Origin of the sequence: Pelomonas parva, assembly GCF_043555835.1 — a bacterium.
Classification (GTDB): domain Bacteria; phylum Pseudomonadota; class Gammaproteobacteria; order Burkholderiales; family Burkholderiaceae_C; genus Pelomonas; species Pelomonas parva.
On the sequence record NZ_JBIGHV010000001.1, the window covers coordinates 201,757 to 216,644 of the forward strand.

Here is a 14,888-nt window from a genome sequence, read left to right on the forward strand (position 1 = left end):
CCGGAATCGGCACCCGACAAGGTGGCGCCGCCGCTGAACTGGGCGCGCGTGTCCTCGTTGACGACGTTGATGGCAACCGAGCCGGCCACGCCGATGTCGCCGCCGCCCGCGCCGCTCTTGGCGCTGGACAGCGTCGTGTGCGTGGTGTCGCCGCCGACGTTGGTCATCGTCGCGCCGAGTTGCAGGCCGTCGGCGGCGATGACGACGCCGGTGTTGACCAGCGCCTCGTTGGTCGTCGCGGCGTAATTCACCGCGACCGCAGCGCCGACGCCGGTGCCGCCGTCGCCGGTCGTCGCGCTGCCGTCGGCAATAGCCTGCACGTCGGTGTTGGCGGAGGACTGAACCGAGACGTTCTTGGTCGGCGTGGAGATCGTGCCGGCGCTGATGCGCGCGCGGCTGGTCACGTCGGTGACGTTGACGGCCACGGCAGCGGCGACGCTGACGGTCTCGCTGCTGCCGCTGTCGCCACTGGTGGAATCGGTGCTGGCCACGCCGGCCGAGGGCGTGGCCGCGCTGCTGCTGGAGTCGCGCGCGCCGCCGTCGCCGGCTGCGGAGTTGCCCAGGCCACGGCCGGCCGCCGTCTTCTGGTTGACGCCGTCGTCGTCGGAGGCGCTGTCGCTGTCCTGCTCACCGCCGACCGCGCTGGCCTCGGCCTTGCCCGTGGTGCTGACCTGGCTGCTGCCGGCCACGCTGACGGCGCCGGTGCTGGTGACCGAGCGGGCCAGCTCGGCGGTCGAGTGGTCGAGTTCCACGTTGACGGCGACGGCGGCGCCGATGGCCGCATCCTCATCGCCCTCGGCCTTGCCCTTGGCCGTGGTGTTGTTGGTGGAGCGCAGGTCGGCCGTGACGGCCAAGTCGCCCGTGGACGTGAGCAGCCCGCCCGTACCCAAGCGCGCGATGCTGTCCTGGTTGGCCACCGTGACGGCGACGACCGGCGCGACGGCCGTGCCGCCCTTGGCGCCGCCTTCGGCCTGGGTCGTGATGGTGTTCTGGAGAGCGGACGAAATCGTCAGAGCGCCCGCGCTGCTCAGGCCCGCACCGTTGAGCACCTCGGCCCGCACGATGTGGTCGGGCACGTTGACGGCGACGGACGCGCCGACGCCGGTGTTCTGCGCGTCGGCCTGCACGCCCGAGTCCGTGGGCGTGGCCTTGGCCGTGTCGGCATGCGTGCTCTTGGCCGTGACGCTGCTGGCGCCCGCGCCGGCCTGGGCATTGCCGGCCAGCTCGGCCGTCGTGCGGTCCACCGCCACGTTGACGGCCAGCGCACCGGCCACGCCGGTCTTGGCGCCGCCCGCGCCGCTCTTGGCCTCGGCGCTGGTGGTGTGCGTCGCGCCGTCCCCCGATACGGCGGCCATGCCGGCCGTGATGTTCAGGCCCTGGCTGTTGATCGTGCTGCCCGACAGCACGCGCGCTTCATTGGTGCTGTGGCCCACGTTGATGGCCACAGCCACGCCGACGCCGGTGTCGTTAGGCTCGTCCTCGTCCTTGGCGCGGGTGCTGCCGTCGGCTATTGCCCTGGCGTCGCTGTCGGCGGTGCTGGCGACGGTGACGGCGCCGCTGGAGGCGATGCTGGCGCCGGAAACCGTCGCGCTCGCCGTCGCGTCGGCGATGTTGACGGCCACCGCAGCAGCCACGCTGACCGTGCCGCCGCCCGTGCCTTCAGCCGACGGCGTAGACGTGGATGACGACGAATTGCGCGCGCCGCCCGCTGCGGCCGCCGAGTCGCCGGTGCCACGCGCGGCATTGTTCTGGTCGTTGACGGCTGCGTCGTCGCTGGACGAATTGCTGTCGTCTTCCTTGCCGCCCACGGCGCTGGCCTTGGCGCTTGCCGTCGTGTCCGTCTCGCTAGACGCGCTGATGCCGAGGCTGGTCGTGCCCGTCAGGTTGCGGTTGACGCTGGCGCGGCTCTCGTCGTTCTCGACGTTGATGGCGATGGCGGCGCCGACGGCAGCGTCCTTGCTGCCTTCGGCCTTGCCCTCGGCCTTGGTCGTGTTGGTGGACTTGAGGCTGGCGTTGACGTTGACGGCGCCGGTCGCGTTGATGGCGCTGGGGCTGGTGCCGATGCGGGCGATGGCGTCCTGGTTGGCGACCGTGACGGCCACGACAGGCGCGACGGCGGTCTCGCCCTTGGCGCCGCCTTCGGCCGTCGTCGTGATGGCGTTTTCCAGCGAGCCGCTGACGGTCAGCGCGCCGCTGCTGGAGACGACTGAGCCGTCGGCGATTTCGCCGCGGGCAATGATGTCGGGCACGTTGACGGCGACGGAAGCACCGACGCCGGTGTTCTTGGCATCGGCTTGCACGCCGGAGTCGGTCGGCGTGGCGCTGGCCGAGTCGGCATGCTTGGTGGCGGCACTGATGGTGCTGGCGCCCGCGCCGGCATTGACGTTGGCGCCGGCGACGACCTCGGCCGTCGTGCGGTCCACGGCCACGTTGACGGCCAGCGCACCGGCGATGCCGGTCTTGGCGCCGCCCGCGCCGCTCTTGGCTTCGGCCGCGTTGGTGTGGGTACCGTTGCTAGTCATGCCGGCGCGCACGTTGACGCCCTGGCTGGCGACAACGGCGTCACCGAGCAGGCGCGCCTCGTTGGTGTTGGTGGCGGCGTTGATGGCCACGCCGACACCCACGCCGGTGTCGTTCGGATTGGCCGCTTCCTTGGCCCGCGTCGAGCCGTCGGCCGTGGCCTTGGCGTCGGTGTCGGCCTTGCTGTCCAGGCTGACCGCGCCGCCTGCCGTCAGCGTGCCGCCGCCGGCCGTGGCCCGGCTGGTGGCTGCGGCCACGTTGACGGCGACGGCCGCCGCCACGCTGACCGTGCCGCCGCCGGTACCCTGGGCGGACGGTGTCGACGACGAGGTGGACGAGTTGCGTGCGCCGGCCGAGTTGGCCGCCGAGTTGCCGCTGTTGCGGGCGGCGGTGTTCTGGTTGTCGACGGCCGCGTCGTCGCTGGACGAGTTGCTGTCGTCCTCCTTGCCGCCCACGGCGCTGACTTTGGCGGACGCCGTGCTGGCCGCGCTGCTGGTGGCGGAGATGCCGATGGCGCCGGTGCTCTTCAAACTGCGCGCGGTGCTGGCGGTGCTCTTGTCGTTCTCGACGTTGAGGGCCACGGCGGCGCCGACGGCCGCGTCCTTCGTGCCCTCCGCCTTGCCTTCGGCCTTGGTCGTGTTGGTGCTGGCCAGCGTGGCGTTCACGCCAATGGCGCCGCTCGCGTCGACGAGATCGCCGGTCCCGACGCGCGCCAGCGCATCCTGGTTGGCCACCGTGACGGCGACGACGGGTGCGACGGCCGTGCCGCCCTTGGCACCGCCTTCCGCAGTGGTCGCAATGGCCGAGTCGGTCTTGGCGTTCAGCGTCACCGACCCGGCCGGCGTCAGCGTGGCGCCGTTCTCGATCTCCGCGCGGCTCAGGTGGTCGGCCACGTTGATGGCGACGGACGCACCGACGCCGGTGTTCTCTGCCACCGCACCGCCGCCGTCGGGCAGCGCCTTGACGGTATCGCCCGTCGTCGAGTCGGCGTCCAGCGTCACGGCACCGCTGCCGGCGTTGACCTTGGCGGCCGGCGACAGCGTCGCCTCGAACTTGCTGATGCCCACGCCGATAGCGAGCGACCCAGCCACGCCGGTGTCGCCGGTGGCCGCACCCGAGGTGGCGGTCGTCGTCGCCTCGCTGCGCTGGCCGGACACGGTGGTCGCGCCCAGGGCCAGGCCCTGGCTGCTGACGCTGCCTGTGCCGCTGCCGCCCACGCGTGCGCTGCTGCCGATCTCGGCCACGTTGATGGCCACCGCCGCGCCGACGTTGGTGCTGCCGTTGCTGGCCACGCCGATGGCGTCGGACTGGGCGTCGAGGTCGGTCTCGTTCTTCAGCGAGAGCAGGCCGCTGGTGGTGATCTGCGCGTTGTCGCCGACGCGCGCCATGCTCTGGCCGCCGAGGTGGTGGATGGCGATGGCCGCAGCCACCGTGACCGGGCCTTCGCCGCTGCTGGCCTGGGGCGTGCTGCCCGAGGCGCCACGCGCGCCGTTGTTGCCGGCCGCCGTGTTGCCGGCGCCCTGCGCGGCCGTGCCCTGCTGGCTGGCGTTGTTGCCGTTGTCGGTTGCACCGCGCGCGGCGGCCTTGGCCTCGCTGCGCGTCAGGCCGGTGTTGCGGCCCGTCAGCAGCACGGCGGCGCCCGCCTGCAGCTTGCCGTCCAGCGCCAGCTCGACGATGGGCGCCGCATGCGTGACGACGACGGAGGCGCCGACGGCGGCGCTGTCATCGCCCACCGCGTCGCCGTGGCCTTTGGCCAGCACGTTCAGCGCGCTCTTGGCGTCGCTGGTCAGGCCCCCGGTCAGGGTGATGTCGCTGCCGCCCAGCGCGCCGACCCTGGCGTCGGTGTTCACGACGGTGACCGCCACGACCGGCGCAACGGCCGTGCCACCGCTGGCACCGCCCTTGGCCTCGGTGTCGACATCGCCGGTGGCATTGGCGTTCTGCGTCAGGCTGGTGCCGGTGAACGTGGCGTTGGCGTTCGCCTGGGCGCGTGTCGTCTCGTCGACGACGTTGATGGCGACGGACGCACCGATGCCGGTGCTCTCGCCGGTGGCGCCATTGACCTTGGGCAGCGCACGCGCCTGATGGTGGGTGTTGCTGGTCGCGTTGAAGGTGACCGCACCGGTTGACGACGCCGTGCTGCCGGTCTCCTGCACGGCCTCGGTCGACAGCACGCCGACGTGCAAGGCCAGCGAGCCGGCCACCGCGACACCGCTGGTGCTGCCCGCGCCGGACGTGGCGATGGCGCCGAAGTTGGCATCCGTCGTCGTGCTGGCGCTGAACGTCGCGCTGGGCGCGGTGATGGCGGCGCCGTCGCCAAGTGAGGCGCGTGTCGTGCCGTCGATGAAGCTCAATGCGGCGGCCACACCCACGCCGGGGCTGCCGGTCGCGGCGCTGCCGTCGGCCTCGGTGGTTGCGGCGGCACCGGCGATGGTGGCCGTCGACGACGTGGCCGACACGGTGACCGCGCTGGCGCTCGTCACATTGCCGCCGGCCAGGCGGGCGGTGGTGTCGCCGCCGACATGGGTCACGGCCACGGCGGCGCCGAAGTTCAGCGCGCCGTCGCCCGTCTGGGCGTTGTTGTTGGCGAGCTGCTGCTGCCCTTGCGTGGGCGTGCCGGCGCCCGGCTGCGTCGCCCCGCCGGCGGTGGCCTTGGCGGAGGTGTGCACGGTGCGCGCTGCGGTCGATGCCGCCGTGACGCTGCTGCCGGCCAGCGCCGCCGAGTCGGTCACGTTGACGGACGTGTTGCCGCCCAGCGCCGTGACGGCGACCGTGCCGCCCTTGGCACCGCTGGCATTCGCGCCGGCCGTGCCGTCGGCGATGGTGTCAACGCTGACCGTGTTTGTCGCGGTCAGGATCACCGCGCCGCTTGCCGTCAGCGAGGAGCTGCCGCCGACCGTCACGCCGGCCGAGCTGCTGACGATGGACGAGGCGACGGACGCATCCGTGTCGGACGCCGTGCTGTTGGCGTCGGGCTGGGTCGTCGCCCTGGCGGTGACGGTGGAGTTGGACGCCAGCGTGATCTTGCCGGCGGTCGCGTTCAGGTTGGTGGCGCCGGACAGCGTGATCTGCGCGTCGGAGTTGGTCTGGACGAAGGCAACCTTGATCAGATTGCTGGCGTAGCTGGAATCCGTCGTGCTGACGTTGATGCTGGTGTTGACGATGAGGCCGATGTCGCTGGCCGTCAGCGTCGCGCCGGTCAGGTTGATCGCGCCGGTGGCGCTGCCCAGCAGGTTGAAGCCGTCCAGCAGCGTCACGCCGTCGGTGACGGCCTTGTTGACGCCCAAATACATGTCGCTGGCCTGCAGCGTCACGCCATTGGCGCTGATGCCTTCCTCGGAGTCGACATTCAGCGCGCCAGTGGACGAGAAGTTGCTGGCGAAGACGATGTTGTCCGTGCTCTTAAGGAACAGCGTCGTCGGGTTGTAGAAGTCCGGACCGCTGCTGTTGAAGGTCAGCGTGTCGTCGGTCAGCAGCGGCACATCGAGGCCGCCGTCCAGTTCCACCATGACGGCGAACGGACTGGTGGCGGCAGTGCCTGCCACACCGTCGTCGTAGCCCAGGTCGACCTGGACGTTGTCGTTCAAGCCCGGCAGGCCGTTGATGCTGATCTTGACGTTCTGCGTCAACGCCACCTGGCCCAGCGACATGCCGACCGTGTTGTCCCAGACGCGGATCTGCGGCGTGCCGCCGCTGTAGACCGTCTCGACCTTGAGGTCGCCCGAGTGGACGTTGATCGTCAGCGTGCCGGCGGGCGCGAAGGCGGCCAGCGGGATGGGCGTGTCCGACAGCAGCAGGCGGGGTTCGAGATGCTCGAAGACCAGCTTCTCGCGGGACAGCGCAGGCGCTTCCGGTTTGTCCAGCGGCGTCGGCGGGGTGGCCTTGTCTGCGTGCTTGCCCAGGCTGTGCTGAAGCTTCTGCCAGAAATTCTTGCGCTTGGCCATTTGCCGTCTCCGCTGACGTTGGACACCCACCGGGCCGGAGCGCGCATGACCACGCGCTCACGCCGCAACCGGGCGGGTGCCAAGACGGCGATCTTCGTCTCCTGCGACCGATGCACCAATCCAGACCGTCACCCTAAGCGGCGACAGTGGCCCCCTCAGGCTAGGGGGCGGCTTCATGCCAGGCTGGGTTGCGGAACTCAATACAGCGGGAAAACCCTCTGCCGACAGCGGCCGCAGCGGGCGCAAGGCAAACCCGTGGCATTGGTAGGCTGCGACCATGGATCAGGTTGAAGTCGCCGTCATCGGCGCTGGCGTCGTGGGCCTTGCCGTGGCCCGCGAACTGGCGCAGCGCGGGCGGGAGGTCATCATCATCGAAACCGCTGGCGCGGTGGGAACCGGCATCTCTTCGCGCAACAGCGAAGTCATCCACGCCGGCCTCTACGACGTGGGAGGCAGCCTGAAGGCGCGGCTGTGCGTGCGCGGCAAGGCGCTGCTCTACGGCTACTGCGAGGCCCGCGGCATCGCGCACCGGCGTTGCGGCAAGCTGGTCGTCGCCACCCGGCCCGAAGACCTGCCCCGGCTGGAGCAGATCGCTGCCCGCGGGGCAAGCAACGGCGTCGACGACCTGCGCCTGCTGGATGCCGCCGACACGCTGGCGCTGGAGCCCGCGCTGCGAGCGACTGGCGCGCTGCTGTCGCCTTCCAGCGGCATCGTCGACAGCCATGGCCTGATGACGGCGTTGCTGGGCGACGCCGAAGCGGCAGGCGCGACGCTGGCGCTGGCCAGTCCGGTGACGAGTGGCGAGCGAGATGGGGACGGCTGGCGGCTGCGCGTGGGCGTGGATTTCGAGTTGCGGGCGGGCAGTGTCATCAACGCCGCCGGCCTGTTCGCAGCCCAGGTGGGGCAGTCGCTGGGAGCGCCGTCGCCACCGCTGCGTTTCGCGCGCGGCCACTATTTCTCGCTGGCCGGCCGCGCGCCGTTCTCACGCCTGATCTACCCGCTGCCGATGGACGGCGGCCTGGGCGTGCACCTGACGCTGGACCTGGGCGGCCAGGCGCGCTTCGGCCCGGACGTGCATTGGCTGCCCGACACCGATCCGGCCACGCTGGACTACGCCGTCGATGCCGCGCTCGCGCCGGTCTTCGAGGCCGAGGTGCGTCGCTACTGGCCGGGCCTGCCGGCCGGCGCGCTGCAGCCGGGCTACAGCGGCATCCGCCCCAAGCTGAGCGGCCCGGACGAGGCGGCGGCGGACTTTCACATCGACACCGGGACACCCGGCCTCGTGCAGTTGTTCGGCATCGAGTCGCCCGGGTTGACGGCCTCGCTCGCGCTCGCTGAAGAGGTAGCGAACCGCCTCTGAGCCGTTCAGGCCGACCAAACAAAACGGACGCCTAAGCGTCCGTTTTGTTTTCGACTTTCATCGAGATTAGTTGGGGTGCTGATGGAGATTGAACAATTCAATGCAAGCCACGCCAGCGCTTGCGCAGCGACGTGTGGAACTCAATCGTTCCCCGATCTGTTCCCCTTGTTGCGCTGAAGCCGGCGCGCGCTCAGTCCTGCTTGCTGGCGACAGGTAGGGGGGTGTTGCGATGCTGTTGCATCGCTTCCCACAGCCGGTCGAGAAAAGCTTCGTCTGGTCGCCCTACGCAGGCAGCACCGACCGACGTGTGGGCTATTACCCGCAAGCGCCTTAGGCTGCGCCGGGTGCGAAGCACGTCACTGAAAAAGCCGTGCTCCCGCGGCGTTCTAAACCAGTCGTGCGGCCCGAAGGCAGCCAGGCTGAACGTCGCGCTTTCGCCGTGGGCCAAGACTAACGGCAGTCGTGGATTCGGCCATTGAGCCGAAGTAGTCTCCACGAACTGGTGCATAGCCAGACGCCGGTAGCCCCACCAGAAGCGCCTTCGGAGCCTCCAGCCAACCGACTGGATGATGACGTTCTGAGGCCCTTTGTTCACAACCGAAATGACAAGGAACTCGGGCATATCGTCTCGACCGTCGCCATACACCAGCACTCGCATGTTCGCGGATACAGACACCTCGACGCCCGGTCTCCGCTGCGCCAGCCAAAGCGACACGATCACCGCGCCGCACGTACCAATCGCGCTGGCGATTTGCGCCCAGTCGACCAGCGTGCCCGGCCAAAATTTGACAGCCTCAACCATGCAGCCTCCCCTCCCGGGCTTGTTCTGCGGCCGATTTTGAACTATCGCCTGGCGCAGATCTGAGGCCAAGTCAGGACCTCTGGCGGACACCCGATGTCGCCAGAAGAAAAAGGCCCGGCGCTGAGGCCGGGCAAACACAGGATCTCTGGACGGTGCAACTTTGGCGCGCTACACCTGAGGCGCGATGAGCCACTCCTGTCCCTGCTTCTCCATGTCGCGCTGCACCCGCCGCAGGTAGCCGGGCGAGAGCATCTCCTGCATCTGGTACAGCACCATGTGGTTGAGCACGGGCCGGACATAGAAGAGGTTCATGAACGGCGTCGTGTTCAGCACGGTCGTGAACGCGCGGGCCGCCACGTCGTCCCCTTCAAGCATGCGGTGGTAGAGGTCAATGACTCGCCCCGCGTCGCTGATCGTCGGGCCGGCCAGGCTCTCGATCGTGCCGGAGCCCATGCGATTGGCCGCGCCGAACAGGAAGTCGCCGTAGATACCGGCGCCGCCGCCCTGCACCATCGCGGCCAGCATGACCTTCAGCGCCTGGCCGTCCTCGGTCGGGTCGCGCGGCGTCTTGCCCTTGGCGACGTCCTTCAGCGACATCGACGCGTAGCCCAGCAGCGTGGACATGGCCACCAGCCGGGCCAGGCCCTGGAACTCGCCGTTGCCGTTGCGCAGCGCGCCGATGAGGCTGTCGCCCTCGTAGCCGCGACCGTAGAACTCGCGGCCGAGGATGCGCTGCATGTAGGCGCCGGTGAAGCTTTTGAACTGCATGGCGAAACGCATGAACTCGCCGGTCCAGGTGCCGGGGCGCGTGCCCTGCAGCAGGATGGCGCGCGTCTTGGCGTCGGGCTCCAGCGCCAGCGTCTGCGTCTGGTCGACGTAATAGGTGCGGAGCTTGTCCTCGATCTCGCGGCGGGCCCGGGCGATCTCGCCCTCGGTGGCGCCAGCGCCGGCGTAGTCGCGCAGCGCCTTCTCGTCGACCGTGCGCAGCGCCTCGGGGACGATGTAGGCCTTGCCGTCGACGTGCTGCTCCGACGTTTGGCGGATCACGTTCCACTCGGCCTCGCCGATGCCGTAGAGGCCCAGCACGCGCTGGTACTCGCCGCCGATGTCGGCGAAGGTCTTGCCGGCCTGCAGCGCCATGTGATGCGACATGCCGAAGGCGGCCGACGTGCGCATGCGACTCGTCCACCACTGCGAGCCGTTCCACTTCATGAAGGTGGACATGACGCGGGACATCGAGCCGGCTTCGTTGAACGACCCGACGCGGCCCAGCTCGCCGGCCATATTGTCCAGCACGACGCCGAGGGACGCGGCCAGCTCGCGACGCTCCGGTGCGCTGAGGTCGCGACCCAGGCCGCCGACGGCCTCGGCCATGCCGGAGAAGAAGCCGCGGCCCTGGTAGCGCGCACCGGAGCCGTAGACCGCCACGTCGTTGAGCTGGGACAGCAGCATGCCGCCGAGCTTCGACAGCGACTCCCACGACCGCACGTTGGCCGAGCGTCGCGCCCACATCGCATTCCCGGCGATGTTCATGGAGCCGTCCACCGCCGACAGGTAGCGCTCGATCTTGCCTTGGGCCTCGCCGAGCTTCGTCGCCGCCTCGACGTTGCCGGCGTCCTTGGCGGCCAGCGTCAGGTCGTCCTTGATGGCGTTGACCATGGCGGCCGGGTTGGTGCCCAGCATCTGCATGATGCCGGTGGACTGCGCAGACCGCTCCAGGCCTTGCAGCACGCTCTCGCGCAGGTTGCCGCTGCCGAACTGGTTGTTGTAGTCGAACCAGTCGTCGGCACTCTTGAAGATGACCGAGCGCGACTGCGACAGCTTCTTCGCGATGTTGGCCGGGCCCTTGAAGCCGCTGGCCACGTCGTCCGGCGCGGCCTTGAGGTGGTTGCCGCTGGCCAGGTTCGTCCAGAGCCCGCGCAGCATCTTGTCCGGGTCGGCGGCGCCGCTGAGCGCCTGCATCTGCGGTAGGTCGAACGCCTGCCGTGCGACGTCGGCCCAGCGCTGGAAATCAGCCTCGGCGCCTCCGCCGCGCACCTTCTCGGGAACATGCGACTGGCGGGTGATGTAGTCGTCGCGCTGACCGACCCAGGCGCCGGCCCGGTTGGCGTCCAGGCGAGTCACCTCCTGCCACTTGCCCACGATGCGGGCCATCTCGACGGCTTCGGCCGGCACGCCGGACAGGTCGGCGCCGTCGCGGCGGATAAGGTACAGCGCCTTGGCGACGTCGCGGTCCATGGCGCCCGAGGCGAACAGCGCACCGTGTCCGCTGGCCTCCAGATCGTGAGTGAAGCCGGCCAGGTATTGGGCCTTCAACGACTCCTGCACCGAGGCGACCGACAGCCGGGCGCCCTGCTTCGCGCGCTGCGTGCCCACCAGCATCGACTCGACGCCCAGCGCCACGTTGTTGCCGAAGTGCTGCTGCACCCAGCCGACGCGCTCCAGGCGCTTGGCCGCATTCAACACGGCGTTGCGCTTCTCGACCATGGCTGCCTGCAACACCTGATCCGCAACCTCCTGGCCGGCCTTGAGCCGGGCGTCCGGCTCGGCCAGGCCGTCGCGGATCATCACGTACCGGGTGCGCGCGCGGATCGCGTCCTCCAGCGCCGCCAGCTCCTCCGGCGACAAGGGGGAGCCTTCAGCCTGGTTCACCTTCTCAAAACACTCGCTCACGTTGGGTCCATTCGTGCCGCTTAGCGACACCGTTCGGGGAATAGAAAGGGGCACACGAACGAGCGGCCCCCAGTGAAGTGCAGGCTGCGCGCGGCCTAGCGGCCAGCCTTCGAGGTCCGCGACCGACCTTGAGCACGGGCCAGCAGCATCTTGGCGATCGGCGCCGAGTTGGCGAAGCCGGCGGCGAGGGCGTAGTCGGCGTAGCTCATGCCCCGCCGGATGGTGTCCGGCATGGCCTCGTAGAGGCGGCGCCCTTCCTGATTGGCGGCCTGCAGGTTGGCGTCGAACTGGTCGCCCCAGGCCTGGCGCAGCGAGCGCTCCCCCGTGGAGTAGTCCACCGCCACCGACAGCGGCGTGACCTCGCGCTGCGCCGCGTTGAGAGCGACGAGGTAGAGCGAGGACGCCAGGCTACCGTCGACGCCGGCCGAGTGCAGCGCGGCGCGCAGCTCGGCCTCGACGGCGAAGTCGACCTGCAGGCCACGCTGCACGGCGGTCTGGCTGGGCAGCTGGTAGTCCGCCGGGCGCGGAGGAGGGGCAAAGAACGCGGCCACGGCGGCCTCGTCCGTCGCGGCCTCGTCGACCTCAACGTCTGCGGCGGCTCGTGCCTCGTTCGGCTGCAGCTGCAGCGAGGGGGAGGCCTGCGCCGCGGGCGCGGGCGCCGGTGCTGGTGCCGGGATCTCGGCGGCGCTCACGACAGAACCCCCGTCAGCGCTGCGACGGCGCCAGCGACGAGTGCGCCACGCGCCGCATCAGACCCTGGTTGCTCGTGGTCGACGATCAGCGCCACGGCGTGCGGGCCGCCGATGCTGCCCATGACGTAAGGACGCATCGTCGCGGAGACGTTCGCGGCGGTCCACCCGGCCTTGTACGAGAACGCGAGCACCTGCGGGTTGGGCTGCGGATTGCTGGGCGGCGCGAAAGGTCCAGTGGAGAGGATGCCGGGACCGATGCCGCTTTGCGCAGGCGGCCGCGTGCCGCTCGTGCGACCGAAGTAGTCGCTGGCGGGGTAGATCGGAAGCGCCGCCAACGCCGAGTTGAGCTGCGCCAAGGTCCGCACCTGGCCGAGGTTGACGATCAGCAGTGCGGCGTTGCCCTCGCACGGAAGGCTGCTGGACCAGACCCCGCGGGACACGCCCGCACCGGCGTTCACGTCGGCCACGCAGATGGCGCTCATTGGGCACCGCCTTCGAGCGCAGCCTGGAACACGCCGGGCTTCTGGCCTGCGGCGTCCAGCACGTCCATGTCGGTGAGGATGGCCTGTTCCAGCGTGCGCAGCACCCTGTGCAGGTCGCCCGTGTTGGTGATCTGAGCTGGGTTGATGATGACTGCGACGCCGGCCTCGCCGATGAAGCGGCTGTCGGGCCCGAGCTGCTGCGAAGCCTGCATCTCGTCGATGCGCTGAGCGATGTTGCCCAAGTACAAAACGGTTTGAGCCATGGGCCCTCCTACCTGTCGTGCTGCGGATGGGCCGCAGCGTCCCTCACGCGGAAAAACTCCGCGACAGATTCGACTTGCGTCGAGGCGCGTGCACCACCGACCTCGTGGAACGTTCGGCCGGTGGTCTGCGTGAAGCGCCTCCAAACCCGGCGCCACACCTGATCCGGCTTGGACCCGTTCACGTCCAGGAAAGGAACGTGCGCATCTATGGCCGAGAGGCGGGCCTTCTGGAACAGCCGCTCAACGTCCAGCCACAGCTCGGCCACCTCGCCGTTCACCAGCTCGTCGAACTCGATGGCGCGCGCGATCAGCGCCTGCATGTGCTTCTCGTGGGTTTCGCGCAGTGCGGCAATGGCTGCCTGCTCGGTCCGCTGGCGCTCGCCGCGCTCCAGCTGCTCGCCGGCGTCGACGGCGGCCGCAAGCGCCGCAATGTCCTCGTCGAGCTTGGCCAGCGCCTTGCGGGCCCTGGCTGCTGCCGCGTCGTCATCGGAGGCGATTGCGGCCAGGTACTCGCCCTCAAGATCCGGCCGGCGGCCTCGGAGTTCGGCGAGCTGCCGCCTGCGGCGCGCCGAGGCGTCCAGCAGGCGGGTCAACATGGTGGAGATCGACATTGGTCAGTCCTTTCGGAGGGGCACTCGGGCGAGGTTGGCGACGTAGAGCGTTTCGGCGATGCCGCGCACTGCATCAAAGCGGCACTGCGCCTCGACCTGGCCAATGCCGGGCCGCAGGAGCAGGCCAGCCACCACGGGCACCGGAGGGGCAGCAAGGGCCTCCAGGCGGCGCACGCGGTTGCGCAGGGATGCGTTGAGGGTCATGGGGTCTCCTTGAAAAGATCGCCAGCAAGGGCGACATCGGCGAGGTACTGGCGCGCGGCCTCGCGGTTTCGCTGCTGGTCACTCCAGTCGGCCATGGCAATGCAGCGGGCATCCATGTCTCGCACGGTGGCGTTCGGCGGCAAGGGGCCGGGCTCGGCCAGATCGGGCTCGTGCAGCGACGCCATCGCGGCGAGGTGCCGCTGGCCTTGCCAACGACTCGCGCGAACCAAGCGGCTTTCGACGTCCTCGCCCGTCGGCTCCGGCAGCGCGACCAAGGCGACCCCGCGCGCAGCGCGCTGGCAACGTTCAGCGGCGCGCTGCTGCGGCGTCATGGCGCGCCACCGCTCACGGGCGCGGCGCAGCCGCTCCGCAATGGTTGGCTGCGCGGCGTCGGCTTGGCGCTCCTCCAGCCGACGGACGCGATTGCGCAAAGACGAGTTCAGCGCCATGAGGGCTCCTTCATGAGATCGCCGGCCAGCGCCAGGTCGGCCAGGTAGGCACGGCCGAAAGCACGGTGGCGCAGCTGGTTGCGCCACGCGGCGCGGGCTTCGACGTCCAACGGCGAGGGCTCTGGCAGGGTCGGCTCTTTCAGCGAGGCCATCGCAGCCACGTGCAAGCGACCACGGTTGCGCACCCGGTGAGCGCGAATCGCGGCCAGGCTCTCGCCAACGGGCTCTGGTCCTTCCAGCGACTCGACGGCGGCCACGATGGCCTTGCAGCGCTCCGCTGCCTGCTGATGGGGCGTCAGCTTCATCGCCCGCCCCCTGCCTTGCCTTCGAGCGCCTCGATGCGCGCGATGGTGTCGGTGCCCTCGATCAGTCGGCCCAAAGTGCCCAACATGTTGACCATCTTTGACGCGTCGGAGATCTCGCGGCGGCCCGCCTTCGCGTCCTTGTAAACACGCGCAATCTCGGCTTTCACATGCCGCATGGTCTTGAGCGGCGGCTCTCGCCCACGGGATGGGGGTGTCGAGCTTTTCTCAGTGTTCATCGTGGTTCCCTCGGATTCAGCGTTGCGTTTTCTGCGGAAAATCGATCAGGGCGCGTGCGGTTTCGGGCCAAAAAGCGCCTAAACCTCGACAACAAGAACCGGTATGCCCAGGCTCAGCAATGCGGCATCACGGCCGCGGCGGTACTGCTTGAACTGCGCCTTCGTCAGCTTCTGAGGCTGCGTTGGCGCCCACTCGATCACTGCGGCGCGCTGGCCGTCTGGGCTGGGCTGCGACACGGTCAGCGTGGCTGTGCGGTTGCCGACACGCCAGGACCGGACGAGGGCTGCGGCTGATGCGCTCATGCTTCGGCTCCCCATGCACTGCACGCACACAACGCACACCATCT

Annotated in this window: 13 protein-coding genes (1 of these 13 running past the window's edge); 1 reads left to right on the forward strand and 12 read right to left on the reverse strand. The window is 69.7% G+C overall.

Annotated elements, in window-relative coordinates:
• Window positions 1-6,464, reverse strand: the start of a protein-coding gene (locus ACG00Y_RS00645) for a cadherin-like domain-containing protein (RefSeq protein WP_394475328.1). It extends 37,054 nt beyond the left edge of the window; the window shows 6,464 of its 43,518 coding nt (coding positions 1-6,464); the start codon lies at window positions 6,462-6,464; its stop codon lies off the left edge, out of view.
• A gap of 277 nt (window positions 6,465-6,741) precedes the next feature.
• Here ACG00Y_RS00645 and ACG00Y_RS00650 point away from each other — a divergent pair, with 277 nt between their 5' ends.
• Complete coding sequence (locus tag ACG00Y_RS00650) at window positions 6,742-7,824, forward strand: NAD(P)/FAD-dependent oxidoreductase (RefSeq protein WP_394475329.1); 1,083 nt, start codon at window positions 6,742-6,744, stop codon at window positions 7,822-7,824.
• 190 nt (window positions 7,825-8,014) lie between these two features.
• On the opposite strand, the gene ACG00Y_RS00655 is transcribed toward ACG00Y_RS00650, so the two are convergent.
• The 11 genes from ACG00Y_RS00655 to ACG00Y_RS00705 all read right to left on the reverse strand — a co-directional run bounded on the left by ACG00Y_RS00655 (window position 8,015) and on the right by ACG00Y_RS00705 (window position 14,844).
• Window positions 8,015-8,626, reverse strand: a complete 612-nt coding sequence (locus ACG00Y_RS00655; RefSeq protein WP_394475330.1) for a hypothetical protein — start codon at window positions 8,624-8,626, stop codon at window positions 8,015-8,017.
• A gap of 168 nt (window positions 8,627-8,794) precedes the next feature.
• Window positions 8,795-11,299 carry a hypothetical protein gene (locus tag ACG00Y_RS00660; protein WP_394475331.1) on the reverse strand — a complete coding sequence of 835 codons (2,505 nt, stop codon included), beginning with the start codon at window positions 11,297-11,299 and terminating at the stop codon, window positions 8,795-8,797.
• Window positions 11,300-11,394: 95 nt separating this feature from the next.
• The gene (locus tag ACG00Y_RS00665) at window positions 11,395-11,991 is read right to left on the reverse strand and encodes a hypothetical protein (protein ID WP_394475332.1); all 597 of its coding nucleotides are present in this window, start codon (window positions 11,989-11,991) and stop codon (window positions 11,395-11,397) included.
• On the reverse strand, window positions 11,988-12,473 hold the full coding sequence (locus ACG00Y_RS00670; protein ID WP_394475333.1) for a hypothetical protein: 486 nt from the start codon (window positions 12,471-12,473) through the stop codon (window positions 11,988-11,990). The genes ACG00Y_RS00665 and ACG00Y_RS00670 overlap by 4 nt, the downstream gene beginning before the upstream one ends.
• On the reverse strand, window positions 12,470-12,736 hold the full coding sequence (locus ACG00Y_RS00675) for a hypothetical protein (protein WP_394475334.1): 267 nt from the start codon (window positions 12,734-12,736) through the stop codon (window positions 12,470-12,472). Before ACG00Y_RS00675 ends, ACG00Y_RS00670 begins: the two co-directional genes overlap by 4 nt.
• An 8-nt stretch (window positions 12,737-12,744) precedes the next feature.
• The gene (locus ACG00Y_RS00680; RefSeq protein ID WP_394475335.1) at window positions 12,745-13,347 is read right to left on the reverse strand and encodes a hypothetical protein; all 603 of its coding nucleotides are present in this window, start codon (window positions 13,345-13,347) and stop codon (window positions 12,745-12,747) included.
• Between the two features lie 3 nt (window positions 13,348-13,350).
• Window positions 13,351-13,551 carry a hypothetical protein gene (locus ACG00Y_RS00685; RefSeq protein ID WP_394475336.1) on the reverse strand — a complete coding sequence of 67 codons (201 nt, stop codon included), beginning with the start codon at window positions 13,549-13,551 and terminating at the stop codon, window positions 13,351-13,353.
• Entirely contained in the window at window positions 13,548-14,000 is a 453-nt protein-coding gene (locus tag ACG00Y_RS00690; protein WP_394475337.1) for a hypothetical protein, read from the reverse strand. The genes ACG00Y_RS00685 and ACG00Y_RS00690 overlap by 4 nt, the downstream gene beginning before the upstream one ends.
• Window positions 13,991-14,305, reverse strand: coding sequence for a hypothetical protein (locus tag ACG00Y_RS00695; RefSeq protein ID WP_394475338.1), 315 nt, complete (start codon window positions 14,303-14,305; stop codon window positions 13,991-13,993). The genes ACG00Y_RS00690 and ACG00Y_RS00695 overlap by 10 nt, the downstream gene beginning before the upstream one ends.
• On the reverse strand, window positions 14,302-14,541 hold the full coding sequence (locus tag ACG00Y_RS00700) for a hypothetical protein (protein ID WP_394475339.1): 240 nt from the start codon (window positions 14,539-14,541) through the stop codon (window positions 14,302-14,304). Before ACG00Y_RS00700 ends, ACG00Y_RS00695 begins: the two co-directional genes overlap by 4 nt.
• A gap of 78 nt (window positions 14,542-14,619) precedes the next feature.
• Window positions 14,620-14,844, reverse strand: coding sequence for a hypothetical protein (locus ACG00Y_RS00705; protein ID WP_394475340.1), 225 nt, complete (start codon window positions 14,842-14,844; stop codon window positions 14,620-14,622).
• Window positions 14,845-14,888 lie beyond the last annotated feature (44 nt).